This window comes from Salinimicrobium oceani, assembly GCF_012037645.1.
Genome location: NZ_JAAVJR010001497.1, coordinates 1 through 301 on the forward strand (window position 1 = coordinate 1; position 301 = coordinate 301).

Genomic DNA, 301 nt, shown 5'->3' on the forward strand with positions numbered 1-301 from the left:
TTGCTTTATCCCGGTACTTTTGTAGGGAATCAATCAGATGAAAAAACCTTTAAAGATCAAATTTTACCCTCCAGGGGAGGAGAAGCTGAATATTATTACCCATGCAGTGGGATTGGCTTTAAGTGTAGTGGGATTATTTTTGCTCATTTTAAAAGCTTTAAAATTTGACAGCAGTAAATTATTGATCAGCTATGTTATTTTTGGAACTTCCCTCATCCTGTTATATTCCGCTTCCACACTTTACCACAGCACCCGGGATCTACGCAAGCGCTTTATCTTTAAGGTCTTTGATCATATAGCG

At 37.9% G+C, this 301-nt stretch carries 1 protein-coding gene; it reads left to right on the plus strand.

Going from position 1 to position 301, the window contains the following annotated elements:
- Positions 1-37 precede the first annotated feature (37 nt).
- Positions 38-301: hemolysin III family protein (locus tag HC175_RS22810; protein WP_209310226.1), on the plus strand; the 264-nt coding region annotated here is incomplete at its 3' end.